General features: G+C 34.7%; 1 protein-coding gene. It reads right to left on the bottom strand.

Features of this window, described 5'->3' with window-relative positions; genetic code table 11:
• Positions 1-550 (bottom strand): asparaginase domain-containing protein (locus tag V3W49_RS22860; protein WP_500148258.1); only part of this gene is annotated, 550 nt, incomplete at its 3' end.
• Positions 551-602: the final 52 nt, after the last annotated feature.

Genomic DNA, 602 nt, shown 5'->3' with positions numbered 1-602 from the left:
GGATCAAATTTAGTGCAGCATCGGATGATGGTCTATCAGATGATCGCTGTGAACCCACCAAAGCGATAGGTATTGGATATCCAGCTAATGCAAAAGAAAGAAAAGCAGCAGTGTATTGCATTGTATCGGTTCCATGAGCAATAATTATTCCGTGATAATCAGAATTTACAAGTCCATCCAATCTTTCTGCAATTTTTTTCCAATGTTCCGGCATCAAATTTTCAGAGTACTCGGAAAACAATACTTCAGTATCAACATTAACAATCTCATTTAATTCAGGAACAGATGCATTTAGATCCTCAGCACTTAGCGCCGGAATGACTCCACCAGTTCGATAATCTATTTTGCTGGCAATAGTTCCACCGGTCGATAAAAGAAGAATTTTTGGTAATGAAGAATCTTTCTTACTTTTAGATTCAGTTTCTATTTTTGGCTGATTTTTTGAAATTATTTCCACTTTTTTTATTTTGTTTAATTCTAATCCAATATTATAACCATTTTTTAATTTTAGAACGATGTGCTCATCATCACTGGATTCATATCTTGGCATCAAAATTCCTGAATAAGTTAGATCCGATGTTATTTTGATAGAGTCTCCCACC

This window comes from Rosenbergiella sp. YN46, from assembly GCF_036620675.1.
Taxonomy (GTDB): Bacteria; Pseudomonadota; Gammaproteobacteria; order Enterobacterales; family Enterobacteriaceae; genus Jejubacter.
This window is presented reverse-complemented; position numbering and strand designations above follow the sequence as displayed.